General features: G+C 43.2%; 14 protein-coding genes. 11 read left to right on the plus strand and 3 right to left on the minus strand.

The annotated features are described in order from the left end of the window. Positions 1–90: 90 nt before the first annotated feature. Positions 91–618 (minus strand): acyl-CoA thioesterase, encoded by a 528-nt coding sequence (locus MuYL_RS08000; protein WP_094572892.1) that lies wholly within the window; start codon positions 616–618, stop codon positions 91–93. A gap of 185 nt (positions 619–803) precedes the next feature. Between MuYL_RS08000 and MuYL_RS08005 the strand changes: the two genes are divergently transcribed. From MuYL_RS08005 to dnaE, 3 genes are all read left to right on the plus strand, one after another. Next, the gene (locus MuYL_RS08005; RefSeq protein ID WP_094570038.1) at positions 804–1,082 is read left to right on the plus strand and encodes a type II toxin-antitoxin system RelE/ParE family toxin; all 279 of its coding nucleotides are present in this window, start codon (positions 804–806) and stop codon (positions 1,080–1,082) included. A 13-nt stretch (positions 1,083–1,095) separates the two neighbouring features. Continuing rightward, positions 1,096–1,395, plus strand: coding sequence for a HigA family addiction module antitoxin (locus MuYL_RS08010; protein WP_094570039.1), 300 nt, complete (start codon positions 1,096–1,098; stop codon positions 1,393–1,395). 111 nt (positions 1,396–1,506) lie between these two features. Next, positions 1,507–5,097, plus strand: a complete 3,591-nt coding sequence (dnaE, locus tag MuYL_RS08015; RefSeq protein WP_094570040.1) for a DNA polymerase III subunit alpha — start codon at positions 1,507–1,509, stop codon at positions 5,095–5,097. Between the two features lie 92 nt (positions 5,098–5,189). Here dnaE and MuYL_RS08020 read toward each other — a convergent pair whose 3' ends face one another. Continuing rightward, positions 5,190–5,972: a carboxypeptidase-like regulatory domain-containing protein gene (locus tag MuYL_RS08020; protein ID WP_157740693.1), complete on the minus strand. Its 783-nt coding sequence runs from the start codon at positions 5,970–5,972 to the stop codon at positions 5,190–5,192. Positions 5,973–6,588: 616 nt separating this feature from the next. On the opposite strand from MuYL_RS08020, the gene MuYL_RS08025 reads away from it, so the two are divergent. From MuYL_RS08025 to MuYL_RS08060, 8 genes are all read left to right on the plus strand, one after another. Beyond that, complete coding sequence (locus tag MuYL_RS08025) at positions 6,589–8,070, plus strand: glycine--tRNA ligase (RefSeq protein WP_094570042.1); 1,482 nt, start codon at positions 6,589–6,591, stop codon at positions 8,068–8,070. Between the two features lie 214 nt (positions 8,071–8,284). After that, complete coding sequence (gene radC / locus MuYL_RS08030) at positions 8,285–8,983, plus strand: RadC family protein (protein WP_094570043.1); 699 nt, start codon at positions 8,285–8,287, stop codon at positions 8,981–8,983. 103 nt (positions 8,984–9,086) lie between these two features. After that, positions 9,087–9,320, plus strand: a complete 234-nt coding sequence (locus tag MuYL_RS08035) for a hypothetical protein (protein ID WP_094570044.1) — start codon at positions 9,087–9,089, stop codon at positions 9,318–9,320. A 161-nt stretch (positions 9,321–9,481) separates the two neighbouring features. After that, positions 9,482–11,881, plus strand: a complete 2,400-nt coding sequence (pheT, locus tag MuYL_RS08040) for a phenylalanine--tRNA ligase subunit beta (RefSeq protein ID WP_094570045.1) — start codon at positions 9,482–9,484, stop codon at positions 11,879–11,881. A gap of 183 nt (positions 11,882–12,064) precedes the next feature. Continuing rightward, complete coding sequence (locus tag MuYL_RS08045) at positions 12,065–12,352, plus strand: hypothetical protein (protein ID WP_073405404.1); 288 nt, start codon at positions 12,065–12,067, stop codon at positions 12,350–12,352. An 18-nt stretch (positions 12,353–12,370) separates the two neighbouring features. Next, complete coding sequence (locus tag MuYL_RS08050) at positions 12,371–12,664, plus strand: cell division protein ZapA (RefSeq protein WP_094570046.1); 294 nt, start codon at positions 12,371–12,373, stop codon at positions 12,662–12,664. Between the two features lie 215 nt (positions 12,665–12,879). Continuing rightward, the gene (gene rny, locus MuYL_RS08055) at positions 12,880–14,448 is read left to right on the plus strand and encodes a ribonuclease Y (protein ID WP_094570047.1); all 1,569 of its coding nucleotides are present in this window, start codon (positions 12,880–12,882) and stop codon (positions 14,446–14,448) included. Positions 14,449–14,494: 46 nt separating this feature from the next. After that, the gene (locus MuYL_RS08060; RefSeq protein ID WP_394338988.1) at positions 14,495–15,037 is read left to right on the plus strand and encodes an Mpo1 family 2-hydroxy fatty acid dioxygenase; all 543 of its coding nucleotides are present in this window, start codon (positions 14,495–14,497) and stop codon (positions 15,035–15,037) included. Positions 15,038–15,109: 72 nt separating this feature from the next. On the opposite strand, the gene MuYL_RS08065 is transcribed toward MuYL_RS08060, so the two are convergent. Further along, positions 15,110–16,864, minus strand: a complete 1,755-nt coding sequence (locus MuYL_RS08065) for a lysophospholipid acyltransferase family protein (protein ID WP_094570048.1) — start codon at positions 16,862–16,864, stop codon at positions 15,110–15,112. Positions 16,865–16,906 lie beyond the last annotated feature (42 nt).

Raw genomic sequence — 16,906 nt, forward strand, 5'->3', positions numbered from 1 at the left:
AATTTCGACAATTGAGCGGGTGCATGCATGTTTTTTTTACATAGATATAAATGGTAAGTTATCGCGGATTTATACCGGTTAGCAGCAATATTATTTACCCTCTTCCTCTCCAAAAAATAAAGCCTTTAGCTCAGTAGCATCATCCGGCTTCATTTTACCGGCCAGGATCAGGCGCAACTGCCTGCGGCGAAGTGCCCCTTCAAATAAAACCATATCTTCAATACTTTCAGGGATAAGCTCAGGTACGGGTACCGTGTGGTTATTATGATCGAGGGCCACAAATGTGTAATAAGCTTCATTGCTTTTTATCCTGGTACCCGACGGGATATTTTCGGCCCAAACATCAAGCCTTACCTCTACCGAGGTGTTAAACGCCCGGGAAACCTTGGCCTCAATAGTCACTACGTCCCCCAGTTTAATGGAATGCTTAAAAGACACATTATCAACCGAGGCTGTTACCACAATGCGGTTGCAATGCTTCTGTGCGGCAATGGCAGCGGCAATATCCATCCAGTGTAATAAACGCCCGCCCATTAAATTGTTAAGTGTGTTGGTATCATTGGGCAACACCAGTTCGTTCATTATGGTGTGCGATTCTTTGGGCGTTTTTGCATTCATAGCGCAAATATAATGTTTAGAGTCGGGAAGTCCGAAAGTGGCGTAAGCAGGTACGTTGTTAATGGGCCTGATTAATGCGGGAAAAATATCACGGGCAAAAAAATGGATCGGCATTAATATCTGTAGCAATAATAATTTTCGGTAATATTTGTTGTAATGCGTAACAATACACATTACATTTGTATATGATCGCAACTATAAATCACAAAAGTCTTCGGAGTTATTTTGAAGATGGAAATGGTGCGAAGTTACCTCATGAACAATTGCCAAAAATAGCCCGGATTCTGTCAGCGCTCGATGCCGTTTCATCCGAAGAAGATATTAAGGCTCTTGGGTCTGGCATTCATACATCAACAGGAAATTTAAAAGGTTATTGGTCGATAAAAGTAAGTGCTAATTATAGAATCATATTCCGTTTTGAAGCAGGAGATGTTTTTGACGTTGATTACGTAGATTATCATTAAATAAGGAGAAGTTATGTTAAAAAGAGGGTTGCCCCCGAGTCATCCGGGAGAAATATTGAAGGAAATGTTTATTGGTGAACGCGGTTTAACTATCACTGAAGTGGCGAAGGGGTTAAATATGGCCAGGGCTAACCTGTCGGCTGTAATTAATGGGCACATGGGTATTAGCCCGGAACTGGCTGTTAAATTATCGGAGGCGTTTGGCAATACGGCGCAGTTTTGGATTAACCTGCAGAATAATTATGAACTATGGTATGCAGAACAGAAAGTTAACCGTGCATCTATCCGGCATTTTCATGAAATAGCCATTTGATTTTTTACTTATTAATAATCAGCGTTTTTATCAACAAATCAAAAATCGAACATCCGAAATTCGAAATTCACCAGTAACTTTGGTATCTTCATTAAAGGAACAGAATAGACGATGCCCGATTTTTCGCACTTACACGTACATACCCAATTTTCACTGCTCGACGGTGCTGCCGATATCTCAAAACTCTACAAAAAAGCAGCAGCCGATGGCATGAAAGCCCTGGCTATTACCGACCATGGTAATATGTTTGGTGTATTTAAGTTTGTGGCAGAGGCGGGCAAGCATAATGTGAAGCCTATCGTCGGCTGCGAGTTTTACGTGGTGGATGACCGGCATAAAAAGCAGTTTACCAAAGAGAAGAAAGATAAGCGGTACCATCAGCTGATGCTGGCTAAAAACCCCGAAGGTTACAAGAACCTGGTTAAACTTTGCTCATTTGGCTACATGGAAGGCCTTTACAGCAAGTGGCCCCGTATTGATAAGGAACTGATATTAAAATACCACAAAGGGCTAATTGCAACTACCTGCTGCCTGGGCGCATCCGTACCGCAGGCCATTTTACGGGGGACAGAAGAAGAGGCTGAAATTGAGTTTAAATGGTGGTTAGACCTGTTTGGTGAGGATTACTACATAGAGATGCAGCGCCATGACATTCCTGAACAAAACACAGTGAATGCGGTACTGGCTAAATTTGCAAAAAAGTATAACGTTAAGGTGATCTGCTCAAACGATTCGCACTATGTGGATCAGCAGGATTCAAATGCGCACGATATTTTGCTTTGCGTGAACACCGGCGATATGCAGAGCACGCCGATAGCTACGGATGAAGAAGGTGGTAAAGGCTATCGTTTCGGGTTCCCTAACGACCAGTTTTACTTTAAAACGCAGGCCGAAATGGGCAAGCTTTTTCATGACATCCCTGAATCTTTAGACAACACCAATGAAATAGTTGACAAGGTAGAAGTGCTGAAGCTGAAAAGAGATATTCTGCTTCCCAATTACGTTATCCCCCCTGAATTTAAGATCCACAGTGAGAGTACGCCTGATTCAGATACCCTTAACCAGTGGGAATACCTGAAGCACCTCACCTTTATGGGGGCAAAGGAACGTTATATTGACATAGATGCCGAGACGGAAGAACGCATCAACTTTGAGTTGTTCACCATCCGTACCATGGGCTTTGCGGGATATTTCCTGATCGTTGCCGATTTCATTAAGGCAGGGCGGGATATGGGCGTATTTATTGGTCCGGGCCGCGGTTCTGCGGCGGGATCTGTAGTGGCCTATTGTACAGGTATTACCAATATCGACCCGATGAAGTATAATCTCCTGTTCGAGAGGTTCCTGAACCCGGATCGTAAATCAATGCCCGATATTGATACCGACTTTGATGACGCCGGCCGGCAAAGAGTTATTGACTACGTGGTTGATAAATATGGTAAGAACCAGGTAGCGCAAATTATTACTTATGGTTCAATGGCCGCCCGTACCAGCATCCAGGACGTGGGCCGCGTATTGGATATGCCGCTTTCTGAAATGAACGCCATTAAAAAGCTGGTTCCTGACACATTGGGCATCACCCTGAAAGACGCTATTGAACAGGTGCCCGAACTTAAGGAGATTTTAAAAGGGAACGATTTACGTGCCCAGGTGCTGCGCGAGGCCGAAAAGCTGGAAGGGTCGGTACGTAATACAGGTGTGCACGCTGCAGGTATTATCATAGCACCGTATGACTTAACAGACATTGTTCCGGTAGCGGTAGCAAAAGACTCTGATCTGCTGGTTACCCAGTATGATGGCCGGGTAATTGAAGATGCAGGTGTTATTAAGATGGACTTTTTGGGTTTGAAAACCCTTACCATTTTGAAGGATGCCCTGCGGATGATCAAACAAAATCACGGGGTAGTAATAGACATAGATTACATCCCGCTTGATGATAAAGAAACCTTTGAGCTTTACCAGCGCGGCGATACCAACGGTACGTTCCAGTTTGAAAGCGATGGGATGCAGATGTACCTGCGTGAACTGAAGCCCGATAAGTTTGAGGATTTAATTGCCATGAACGCGCTTTACCGCCCGGGCCCTATTGAGTATATCCCCAACTTTATCAGCCGTAAGCATGGCCGCGAGCCGATCACCTTTGACCTTCCGGACATGGAGGAATACCTGGGCGAAACCTACGGGATTACCGTGTACCAGGAACAGGTGATGCTTTTGTCGCAAAAGCTGGCAGGCTTTAGTAAGGGCGATGCTGACGTTTTGCGTAAAGCAATGGGCAAAAAGCAAATTGAGGTGCTAAACAAAATGGAGTCCCAGTTTATGGATGGGGCAGCAGCAAAAGGGCACCCTAAAGATAAATTAACGAAAATTTGGACCGACTGGAAGGCATTTGCCCAGTACGCGTTCAATAAATCGCACTCTACCTGTTACGCCTTTGTGGCTTATCAAACAGCTTATTTGAAAGCACATTACCCGTCTGAATACATGGCTGCGGTTTTAAACAACCAGAACAACATGGAAAAGATCACCTTCTTTATGGAGGAGTGCCGGAGAATGGGTGTGGAAGTTTTGGGCCCTGATATTAATGAAAGTGACATGGCTTTTGCTGTAAATGCCAGGGGACAGGTTCGTTTCGGGTTAACCGGTGTTAAAGGTGTGGGCGATAAGGCAGTAGAAAGTATTATTGAAGAACGTGCGGAACGCGGCCCGTATAAATCTGTTTATGATTTTGCGCAGCGCTCAAATACCCGCAGTGTAAACCGCAAGTCGTATGAAAACCTGGTTTACGGCGGTGCATTTGATGAGTTTGGATTGAACCGTGCACAGTTCTTCGCTAAGACAGAAAATGGTGTGCTTACAGGTGTTGAGCGGTTGATAAAATACGCTAATGACTACCAAAATACGCAGAACAGTTCGCAATCGTCGCTTTTTGGCGGTTCGGTGGCATCATATATTCCTGAGCCGGCTATGCCTGAATCAGATGAGTGGCCGCTGATTGAAAAGCTGAAATATGAGAAAGATGTGATCGGTATTTACCTTACCGGCCACCCGCTTGATAACTACAAGGTTGAGCTGGAAAGATTTTGCAATGCAAATATCAGCGATTTGAAGATGATGCAGAAAGCGCGATCAGGTGAGGGTGGTGAGGAGCTGATGGCGGCATTTGCCAACCTGCGCCGCAAAGGGGAGATCTGCATAGGTGGCCTGGTAGGCAACGTACAGCATAAAATGACCAAAACAGGTAAGCCGTTTGGCACCTTTGTTTTAGAGGATTATAATGAATCGTACGAGTTTGCGCTTTTTGGCGATGACTATGTTAAGTTCAGGAACATGATGGTTGATGGATATTTCCTGCATTTAAGAGGAATTATTGAAGAGAAGTTTCGCCAGAAGGATAACTGGGACATGAAAATAACGGTAATGAGCCTGCTCTCCGAAATGCGGGACAAACTCACCAAGTCGTTAACCGTATGCCTGGAATTGAATGCTTTGAACAGCCGTTTACTGGAAGATCTGCAGGGCCTGATAGATATCAATAACCAAAAATACCCGGTTAAGAATTGCACCCTTAAATTTATGATAAAAGACAGGGATGAAAATATGCTGGTGGAGCTGCCGTCGAAGAATTTTAAGGTAAACCCGAGCGATGACCTGATGGCTGATATTTTTAATTTAACGAATGTACAACCGGTGTTGAATTAGATTGATATTTATAAAATGTCTTCCGCTAATGTATGTGTACGCTTTTTTAGTTTTGGCAGAGTTTCTAATAGAGGAATGCTTATAGAATTAAATCAATTTAACCTAAAAATAACGGAATCTTTCCGGCTTGCATTAAAAAGTTCATTCTTCTTAAATCCATCCTTCAAAAACTTTTTATAGCATTCCTTAATGTAAACCTCCATTTCGTAATCAGTGGCCTTTTGGGCATACGCATAAGTTGGGCGATATTGGATAATGAATGCCGAAAGCGTATCACCTCTTAACCCGGTAACTTTGGATACCATGCCATGACTGAACTTTTGGTTAATGTAATTTGTTTTTTCATCGCGCAGCAAAAGCTTGTTAAATTTATAGGCGCGGGTGCTTTTTTTGGTGAGCGCCCGTATCAAAGTGACTACGTCAACACTTAACAGTTCGCTGGTGTTTTTAGGGATATGATGTACAAACGCATCCATAACTGTTGGGCCTTTATAATTGAATTGTTTAGCATAAAACTGCCGGTTATAAGCCGAGTCCTTTTTATATTCCCTTTCCCGGTTGGCGTGTATAATAACTTCTTTGATCACAATTTTAGCGGGCTCAAGGTCAACCTTTATGGCATCCATAGGATTAATTACCAGTTTAGTATAGGTTTTGTAACCAAAGCGGACAATCCGGAGGCTGTCACCGCCAGAAGCGGGAATCCTGAAGTCGCCAAATGATCCCGTTATGGTTTGCTTTTTACCGAGGCTTATTACAGCGCCACTGACGGGTAGTTTTGTGTCTGAATCAATAACCTTACCGCTTACCAGTTGGCCGTAACTATGGGTTATTACCATACAAAATAAAAGGAGCGGCAGGTTCTTCAATTTCATAAGATGGTGATATTGGCAGGCAGGTTGATCATTTACCCAAAAATAACAAACGGAAGAAGGTTAACTAATTGTTTAACATCATTTAACAGATGCGGGGAGCAGATAGGAGAGAGCGGAAAAAATTGCGTAAAAAAGTCCTTCACCGAAATGGCGAAAGACTATACTTTACTATAAAAAATTAACTAACTAACAACCGACTTTTGATGCTTACTGATATTTGTTGCTCAGATGGATCCAAACAAACACAACCAGGTAAGCAAGCCAGCAAATTGCTATAAATCCTAAAAATACAATGATTGAAAATAATAGTGACATCTGTTTTTGTTTAGTGGCTGTTTTTACGGAAACAACTGAAATATTGTTCCAATTAAATAATAATAATTTACCATTATGACTACCTGTCCCTAATCTTCTTTATGGATAAATAAGGTACAGGCGACAAACAAAACTTAAACCAACAAATACTCAAACTAACAGCCACCTTCCTGACTTCTTCCCCAACTAAGTAAAAAAACCGAAATGTAAATTCCGGACATTCAAAATGGCGCAGCCTCTGTAAGCACAGTTGAAAACAAACCATAGCGAAAAAATCAAAAAAACATATCTTTGCGCTATTATGAGCAAATCAACCGACGAACTTTTTAAAAACGTTATATCGCACGCAAAAGAATATGGCTTTGTTTTCCAGAGCAGTGAAATTTATGATGGCCTTAGCGCTGTTTATGATTACGGGCAATTTGGCTCGGAACTGAAGAACAACCTTAAAACCTATTGGTGGAAATCAATGGTGCAGATGCACGATAATATTGTTGGGATTGATTCTGCTATATTTATGCACCCTTCTATCTGGAAAGCGAGCGGCCATGTTGATGGTTTCAGCGACCCGATGATTGACAATAAAGACAGCAAAAAACGCTATCGCGCAGATCAGCTGCTGGAAGACAAAATTGCCAAATATGATAAAGATGGCAAAACGGACAAGGCCGAGCTGCTGCAAACAGAAATGGACACCGCCCTTAAAAATGAGGACCTGCCACGCCTGCGCGAATTAATTATAGAACATGAAATTGCCGACCCGGTGAGTGGTACCCGCAACTGGACTGAAGTGCGCCAGTTTAACCTGATGTTCAGTACCCAGATGGGTGCTGTGGCTGATGATGCCGACCTGGTTTACCTTCGCCCTGAAACCGCGCAGGGTATTTTTGTGAATTACCTGAACGTGCAAAAATCAGGCAGGATGAAAATTCCTTTCGGGATAGCGCAAATTGGCAAGGCCTTCCGTAATGAAGTGATTGCCCGCCAGTTTATAATCCGCATGCGCGAATTTGAGCAAATGGAGATGCAATACTTTGTACGCCCCGGCACGCAAAAGGAATGGTTTAACAAATGGAAAGAAACCCGTTTAAAATGGCATTTGGCTTTAGGTACCGCGCCCGAAAAATACCGTTACCACGAACATACCAAACTGGCCCATTATGCAGATGCCGCTTATGATATCGAGTTTGAGTTTCCATTCGGATTTAAAGAAGTAGAAGGGATCCATAGCCGTACAGATTTTGATTTGAGCCAGCACCAGAAGTTCTCAGGCAAAAAAATGCAATACTTTGACCCTGAAGTTGACCCTGAAACAGGCAAGCCTTATGGCAACTATATCCCGTACGTTATTGAAACTTCTATAGGGTTAGACCGGATGTTTTTGTTAACAATGATAAACGCCTTTGAAGAAGAAGACTTAAGCACCGAAGAAAAACAGGATAGCCGTACGGTATTACACCTGCACCCATGCCTGGCGCCGGTTAAAGCCGCCATATTTCCGTTGATAAAGAAAGACGGACTGCCAGAAAAGGCGCGCGAGATAATGGATAAGCTAAAGCTTGATTTTAACCTGCAATACGAAGAGAAAGATGCTATAGGAAAACGCTACCGCAGGCAGGATGCCATCGGTACTCCTATCTGTATCACTGTGGATCATCAGACGCTGGAAGATAACACCGTAACCATCCGTCACCGCGATAGCATGGCGCAGGAGCGCGTTGACGCAAACCAGTTGGAGAAGATCCTGGGCGATTTGGTAAGCTGGAAGAATTTGTTGGCTTAGTTAGCTTTTTCTTTCCCGTCATTGCGAGGAACGAAGCAAACTCTGCAAAGGACAATCAATTTCCTTTGTTTAGGAGGGACCTTGCAGCCGCTAACCGGTTGCCACATTATTTTCGTTCCTTGATCTGTATAGCTCAGAGGTTGCTTCGTTCCTCGCAATGAAGCGTTTTATAAAGAGCCGTGGCGAAATGGAAAATCTTTTTTAATTTAACCTAGTGAACAATTACGACACCAAAATCGGCATCAAAGCGTGGGCGGAGGAAGATCGCCCGCGTGAGAAACTGGGCACACAGGGCCGCCGTGCCCTGAGTGATGCCGAGTTGATTGCCATATTGATAGGCTCGGGCAGCAGGAATGAAACTGCTGTTGAATTAAGCAGGCGTATTTTACATCATTATGATAACGACCTGAACAAACTCGGCAAAGCCTCCATTGCCGAGCTCTCCAATTTTAAAGGCATCGGCGAAGCCAAAGCCATTTCCATCATAGCCGCGCTCGAGATTGGCCGGCGGAGAGACGATACAGAAAACCCCGCGCCCGAATATATCAGCACCAGCAGGGATGCTTACAATTTGATAAAGCGGCACCTGGTTGATCTGAACCACGAAGAGTTCTGGATCTTGCTAACCGGGCGCTCACAAAAATTCATCGCCCGTGAACTGGTTAGCAAAGGCGGCTTATCAGCTACCATTGTGGACCCAAAGATCATTTTTGGTTTGGCCCTGCAGCACCAGGCCAGCAATATCTTCCTGGTACACAACCATCCATCCGGTAATTTAAAACCAAGTAACGAAGATCTTCACCTCACCAAAAAATTGGTTGAGGCAGGTCGGCTGCTGGACATCAGGATCATGGATCACCTTATTATCACCAACGGCGGCTTTTATAGCTTTGCCGATGAAGGGGTGTTTTAAAGCGAGTACGAAAGTTGGGAACGTTGCAAAGTGATTTTAAACCAATTCAATTAAACAACATAGCGGGTAAAGCGTTACCTTTATACAATTAAAACCCAAAGCTATGATAACTCCAGATAACCAGATCCCGATTGACGATTCAGAAAATAGCGATTCTGACGATCAGCTAAGCCAGCAGGACATCCATTCAAACGGATTTGATGATGCGCCCGAGCCTGGTGATACCGTTGATTATGCAGATCCTGATAAATTAAAACAGGCATACGATGCCTCTGAAGCCGCTTACACCCTTAACTTAGGTGACGACGGCGATACCACAGAAGGCGATAATGACTAATCAGCTCCTTTAAATCTCCCCTAACAGGGAGATTTTTTCTTTTTAACTTTATTAGCTTTCCGGGCTTTTCGATACTCTTTTACCTTTTTCTCACTTTCCGCTTTTCCGGCTTCCGCTCTTACAGAGTAAATCCTATCTTTGCCGATTATCATTTCGCTATAATGAAGATATCGTATAACTGGCTTAAAGAATTTATTGATACCGATAAAACTCCCGCAGAGATCTCAACCATATTAACCGGTACAGGTTTAGAGGTGGAGAGCCTTGAAAAAGTGCATGCCGTTCCGGGCGGACTGGAAGGTTTGGTTGTGGGCTATGTAAAAGAACGCAGCCAGCATCCCAATGCCGACAGGCTGAGCATTACCAAAGTGGATGTGGGTACGGGTGAAGATTTGCAGATTGTTTGCGGTGCGGCCAATGTTGATGCAGGGCAAAAGGTGGTAGTTGCTACCGTTGGTACCACTGTTTACCCAACAGTTGGTGAGCCTTTTAAGATCAATAAATCAAAAATAAGGGGCGAAGTGTCCGAAGGGATGATCTGTGCTGAAGACGAGATAGGCCTGGGCACCGATCATGCAGGAATTATGGTGCTTGATGCTGATGCGCAGGTTGGCATATTGGCTAAAGACTATTTTAAATTAAACGACGATTACCTTTACGAAATAGGTTTAACCCCCAACCGCGCCGATGCTACTTCGCATTTGGGTACGGCAAGGGATATTGCCGCATTTTTAAAGATAGGCGTAAAGAAACCTGATGTTTCGGCATTTAAGGCAGATAATACCAGCCGCAACATAAAAGTTGTGGTGGAGAACGAAGCTGCAAGTCCAAGGTATTCCGGTGTAACCATCTCTGGCGTTGAGGTTAAGGAATCACCAAAATGGATGAAGGAAAGGCTGGCGGTTATCGGTATCCGGAGTATCAATAATATTGTTGATGCAACCAATTATGTGCTGCATGACCTTGGACAGCCCCTGCATGCATTTGATGCAGATGCGATTAAAGGCGATACGGTGATCGTTAAAAATTACCCCGAAGGAACACTATTCAAGACTTTGGACGATGTGGAGCGCAAGTTAAGTGCTGATGATTTGATGATAGGCAACGCCGAAGTGCCGATGTGTATAGCCGGTGTTTTTGGCGGCGCAGATTCTGGAGTTAAATCAACTACCAAAAATATCTTTTTAGAGAGCGCCTATTTCAATGCTGTTTCGGTTCGTAAAACATCCAAGCGGCATGGTTTAAAAACAGATGCCTCGTTCAGGTTTGAGCGCGGTACCGATCCGGATATGACGGTGTTTGCTTTGAAACGTGCTGCTTTATTGATAAAGGAAATCGCAGGCGGACATATCTCATCAGAAATATCTGATCATTATCCAAACCCGGTTGCACCGTTTGAGATAGAAGTTACTTATAAAAACATCCACCGGTTAATCGGCAAGGAAATTCCGCATGGCGAAATAAAAGGCATCCTCACCGCTTTGGATATTGACATAGTTGGCGAAACGGGCGAGGGATTATCGTTAAAAGTACCCCCTTACCGTGTTGATATTACCCGCGAGGTGGATATTGTAGAAGAGATTTTAAGGATCTACGGTTATAATAACATCGAGATCCCTACACAGATTCGTGCCTCATTAAATACATCCGTGCGGCCCGAGAAAGATACCGTACAAAATTTAATCTCAGACATGCTGTCGGCCAATGGCTTTAACGAGATCATGTCGAACTCATTAACAAAATCAACCTACTCGTCAAATCTTGATAAGGCGGTAAAAATCCTTAATCCTTTAAGCAGTGACCTTGACGTGATGCGCCAAACGCTGATTTATTCGGGTCTTGAGGCTATCGCATACAACACTAACCGGCGTAATGCCGACTTAAAATTGTATGAGTTTGGAAAAGTTTATGAGGTGAATGAAGATAAGTATTCCGAAACCCAAAGGTTTGCAATCTTTATATCAGGCATCGATAAGCCCGAGCAATGGAACCAAAAAGCAAAACAGGTATCGTTTTATAACCTCAAGGCTATTGTTGATGGTATTATCTCCAAATTAAACATAACCGGGCTGGCATTGGAGGAATCAACCTGCAAAAAGCTTAGCTGGGGGATGCAATACAATCTAAACGGCAAGCAGCTGGTAAAGTTTGGTAAAGTTGCTCCAGAGGCTTTAAAAATGGTTGACCTGAATAACGAGGTTTTTTGTGCCGATTTTAATTTTGACCTGATACTGGCTGCGGTGCGTAAAAATAAGATCGTATTTCGGGATGTACCGAAGTTTCCGGCAGTCAGGCGTGATCTTTCCATGTTGATTGATAAATCAGTAACATTTGGCCAGTTAAAACAGATAGCCGAACGGACAGAACGCAAGCTGTTACAGGAAGTAAACGTGTTTGACGTTTACCAGGGTGATAAGCTGCCCGCCGGAAAAAAATCATACGCATTAAGCTTCATCATCCAGGACAGTGAAAAAACGCTGACTGATAAAGCGATTGACTCAATAATGCAAAAATTAATTTATAATTTAGGTAAAGAGGCAGGAGCTGAGATTAGGAAATAGAGATTAGTTAACCAGAGATTAGAGACCAGTTGATCGGCGGGGGGGTAAAACTATGATGGAATTACTATTTACAGTCAACAAAAACTAATCTCCGATCTCAAATCGCTATATTTGTTAATAAATAATTAATATCATAACGGTAAAACTAATCTCCGGTCTCTGACCTTTAATCACTAACAACCAATGGCCTTAGCAGAGCAATTAAATACAATTGTAGAAAGAACAGAGCGCTTAATTGAGCTTTGCGCTGCTTTGCAGGAGGAAAACGACCTTTTAAAGTTGGAGAGCGAGGCGTTATCGGTAGCGCTTGATGCGAGTAAAAACAAGACAAAAGAGCTGGACGAGAAACTTCGCGCATTGAAGATGGCGAAGTCTTTTTCAGAAACAAATGAAAAAAGTCTTGACATAAAGCAAAAAATTAACGAATTTGTGCAGGAAATAGATAAGTGTATTGTATTATTGAAGAAATAATACAAAAAGTGAGCTCAAATGGGAGAAATCTCAATAAAAATAAACATTGCTGACAGAGTTTACCCCTTAAAGGTAAACATGGAAGAGGAAGAAATAATACGCAGGGCAGCCAAACTGATTAATGACCGGATAAAAGAATATCAGGAAAATTACGCAGTTAGGGATAAACAGGATTTGCTTTCGATGTGTGTGCTGCATTACGCCACATCATCGTTAAAAGCAGATATGAAGGGAAACATTGAAGATACGGAAGTAACGGAGAAGGTTTACCAGTTGGATTATTTGTTATCAGAGTTTTTTTCAAAGCAATAACGTTCTTTACATATTTACAGAGCAATTAAGATTTAACCGCAGTTAAATTTTAAGTATCACTATTAAAAACTTAACGCTTCAATATGAACGGATCGAAGAGGCATGCGTTGATCGTACGGTTAACGGTAACCCATGATTCGTACCTGAATGAGGTTTTTAAATACATGACACTTAGAAATTAGTTGCGGTTTTTTTAATATATACCAATTATAGACATGAGTACAACCATATTATATCTTATCATCGGAGTGTTGATAGGAGGCCTGCCGGGATTCCTGCTGGGACGATTTTTGCTGAAGAAGCTGTTTAAAGATCAGGAAGTAGCTGCACAAACTAAGGTCAAAAAGATTTTGAAGGATGCTGAAAACGACGCTGAGATTCTGAAAAAGAACAAGCTGCTGGAAGCTAAAGAGAAGTTTTTACAGATGAAAGCCGAACATGAGCAGGAAATAAACGCTAAAAACAACAACATTAACCAGCGTGAGAATGGCATCAAGCAGAAAGAGCAGTCATTGAATCAGCGTTTGGAAAACCAGAATCGCAAAGATAATGAGCTGGATAACCTACGTAAAAACCTGGAGCGCCAAACCGAAATTGTTGTTAAAAAACAGGAAGAAGTTGAGGTGCTTAAAAATTCACATGTTCAGCAGCTGGAAACCATCGCGGGCTTATCTGCCGAAGATGCAAAGAACCAATTGGTAGATAACCTGCGTGAAGAGGCCCGCAGCAAGGCAATGGCTCAAATAAAGGATATTGTTGACGAAGCTAAGCTTACCGCTACGAAAGAAGCCAAGAAGATCGTTATCCAAACCATTCAGCGTACAGCTACAGAAGCTGCGATAGAGAATACGGTTTCTATTTTCAATATAGAGAATGATGAAATAAAAGGTCGGATCATCGGTCGTGAAGGCCGTAACATCCGTGCGCTGGAAGCAGCAACAGGGATTGAGATCATTGTGGATGACACGCCCGAAGCCATCATATTATCCGGCTTTGATCCGGTTCGCAGAGAGATTGCCCGTTTGGCAATGCATCGCCTGGTTACTGATGGTCGCATCCACCCGGCACGTATTGAAGAGGTAGTTGCCAAAACCAGGAAGCAAATAGAAGAAGAAATTGTCGAGATAGGTGAGCGTACCGTAATCGACTTAGGAATTAGCGGTTTACACCCCGAGCTGATCCGGATGGTTGGCAGGATGCGTTACCGCTCATCATACGGGCAAAACCTGTTACAGCACTCACGTGAGGTAGCTAATTTCTGCGCTACCATGGCTGCCGAGCTTGGCTTAAATGTTAAGCTTGCCAAGCGTGCCGGCTTACTGCACGATATTGGTAAAGTGCCTGATGATAATCCTGAATTGCCTCACGCTATTTTGGGGATGCAGCTGGCAGAAAAATATAAGGAACATCCTGAAGTTTGCAACGCGATAGGAGCCCACCATGACGAGATAGAAATGACATCTATGTTGTCGCCGATAATACAGGTTTGTGACGCTATCTCAGGCGCAAGGCCGGGCGCTCGCCGCGAAGTGGTTGAAAGCTACATTAAGCGCTTAAAAGAGCTGGAAGAGCTTGCATTGTCATATCCGGGTGTTGAGAAAACATTCGCTATCCAGGCAGGCCGTGAGCTGCGCGTAGTAGTTGAAAGCGAAAAAATCAGTGACGCACAGTCAGAGATACTGGCCGCCGACATTTCAAACCGCATCCAGACAGAAATGACCTACCCGGGCCAGATCAAGGTTACCGTAATAAGAGAAACAAGGTCTGTAGCATTCGCTAAGTAAAAATTAAATTTAACCCTCTCCAAAAAATGGAGAGGGTTTTTATATTGTGGCAATTAACACCAAAAACATAAAAACTAAAACAGTCGGAACTGCTTCAGCAGAACAGCGGCCGGTTGATGTTTATTTCGATAAATACGCCGAAAGCCACCAAAATTCAACCAATAAGCTTATTCATTGGATCTGCGTTCCGCTCATCGTATTTAGTTTGTTCGGGTTATTTTGGGCTATCCCGTTTCCTTACCTTAAGTTTTTGGGCAGATACAACGGGTTTATAAACTGGGCATCGTTTTTAATCGGCTTTAGTATTTACTTCTATTACAAATTATCTCCGGTTCTTTCGTATTTAATGTTGTTCATCATGTTCGGCTTTAGTTACGGCATTATCCAGTTGGAAATATGGCAAAAAGCCGGCGGCCCTGCTATGTGGCAGGTGTGCCTGGTGATTTTTGTACTCTCGTGGGTGGGGCAATTTATCGGTCACAAAATAGAAGGCAAAAAGCCATCTTTTTTAGATGACCTGAAGTTCCTGCTGATTGGCCCTATCTGGCTGCTGCATTTTATTTTAAAGAAGCTTTCTATCAGGTATTAGAATAAAAAGCCTGGAAACTTAGCTGGTATTGTTTGCAGATTCCGGTTAGGCTTAACTTCTTTGTCAGCGCCTCTAAAGGTTCTTCCCTAGTTTTTCTAAAATATCCTGAGGTACTTTTTGCAGATCGAGCACTAAAAAACCGTCCAGGCAATCAGCAAATTTAGGATCTATATTAAAACAGATGATCTTTGCATTTAAGGCAATGTACTGCCTAAGCAACACAGGTACTTTCATGTTACGGCTCTCTACTTCGCCTATGAGGTTATCCAACCCCTTAAAGCTGTCTTCGCCGGCCATTAATAAATCGGTATCAATACTTGCCAGGTCAACCTTGAATTTTTTGCGGGGCTTAACGTATTGGGCCAGTTCATGGTCGAAATGGTTCCGGTTGATATAATCAACAATAAGCGACTTGGAGAAATTTGAGAACGAGTTGCTGATGCTCACAGGCCCGATCAGGTACCGGTAGCGCGGGTTATCAATTAAATATTTTAAAATGCCTTTCCACAATAAAAACAGCGGTAATGGTTTTTGCTGATATTCTTTACGGACAAATGAACGGCCAAGTTCAATACTCTTTTTAAGCACAGGTGTAAACTGCGATTTGATCTTAAACAGTTCAGAAACATAAAAGCCTTTTTTGCCGATACTATAAAAGATCTCGTCGCCCAGGCCTATGCGGTAGGCCCCCACTATCAATTTGGCTTCGGTATCCCAAATAAACAAGTGATGGTAATAGATATCATATTCATCAAGGTCGATGGCTTTATTGGTTCCCTCGCCTATCTCCCTGAACGTAACTTCACGCAACCGGCCAATCTCGCGGATCACATTCGGGATGAGTGTGGTAGGGGTTATAAATACCTCGTAGTTTTTTTCAACCCAAATCCTGTAATGATCACGCAGCGGGATAATCTCCTTTTCCAGCGTATCGGCGTTTATTTCAGGTGCTATCGCCTCCGGTAGTTTTTTTATTTTGAATAAGTTACGCGGGTTAAAAATCTTCTTCTCGTTTTCAAGACCGGTCCCCAGCGCATAAGTGCGCGCACGTAAATAGTTAAGCAGCTTGGCGCTGTTGGTATAATCCGGAATGTCCTGCACATTAATCGGCTTGCCTATCCGCAGCTTAATGGTATGCCCGTGCTTATTAAATAATTCAGAAGGGAGCTTGGCCGTGCGAAGTGCCGGGTGGATAAGACTAAGCAGGTTAAAAAGCAAACCGTTGTTACCGTGGAAGTAAATAGGTACAACCGGCACCTTTGCCTTGGCTATAATTTTACCTACAACGGGGTGCCACATCCGGTCAGTTACTTCCTGTTTATCTACCTTATAAGTTGACACTTCTCCGGCAGGGAATATGCCGATTGGCGTTCCGTTCGCCAGCAGTTCAAGCGTGTTTTTCAGGCCGCTGATGCTGGATGAATGGTCAACATTTTCAAACGGGTTTACCGCGATAAAATAATCGGCCAAATTGGGGATCTTTTTAAGCAGGAAGTTAGCCATCAGCTTGGCATCGGGCCTAACCATGCACAGCATCTTTAACAATACCATGCCTTCAATACCTCCATAAGGATGGTTGGCAATAGCAATAAAACTGCCTGTTTTAGGAATGTGCCTTAAATCGCGTTCGTCAAATTCAACATCAATGCCGCAACCCTCTAAAATAGCGTCAACAAATTCTGGACCCACCTTTGGTTGTGCCTGGGCAAACAACTCGTTCACCTGGTTAATTTTCATTATTTCCATCAATAAAGCAGCAAGGCCTGGCATCTTCAGCTTATCCAGTTTAGTTGCTTTGGCAAACTCTTCTGTGGTAATTACCTTCATACTTATAAAACAAACCCCATTGTAAGGGGGATAAATATCCTG

It is taken from the genome of Mucilaginibacter xinganensis, from assembly GCF_002257585.1.
Classification (GTDB): Bacteria; Bacteroidota; Bacteroidia; order Sphingobacteriales; family Sphingobacteriaceae; genus Mucilaginibacter; species Mucilaginibacter xinganensis.